The 348-nt window shown below is 72.4% G+C and carries 1 protein-coding gene; it reads right to left on the bottom strand.

The annotated features are described in order from the left end of the window. On the bottom strand, positions 1-198 hold a 198-nt coding region (locus ADK55_RS22070), incomplete at its 3' end, for a GlsB/YeaQ/YmgE family stress response membrane protein (protein ID WP_053681349.1). Positions 199-348 lie beyond the last annotated feature (150 nt).

Below are 348 nucleotides of genomic sequence, written 5' to 3'. Positions count from 1 at the left end.
GCCCCAGGTGGCCGCGTCGAAGAACTCGTTCTGGATCGGCCGGTCCAGGAACCTCGCGGAGAGCCAGCCGCCGGTGAAGGCGCCCGCGATGCCGATGAGGGGGGGGATGATGAGGCCGCCGGGGTCGCGTCCGGGCAGCAGCAGCTTGGCTATGCCTCCGGCGAGCAGCCCCAGGATGATCCAGCCGACGATGCCCATGGTCGTTCACTCCGCTCCGGTCGCGCGATGACGCGTGCGTACGCGTTTCTCACGAGGGAGGACGCACCGCCAGCCGAAACGGTTCTCCGCTGGTCAGCCGCGCCGCACCCGGGCCGCGCACGCGACGGTGACGACGGCGGCCGCGGCGGC

Source organism: Streptomyces sp. WM4235 (assembly GCF_001279725.1).
Classification (GTDB): Bacteria; Actinomycetota; Actinomycetes; order Streptomycetales; family Streptomycetaceae; genus Streptomyces.
This window is presented reverse-complemented; position numbering and strand designations above follow the sequence as displayed.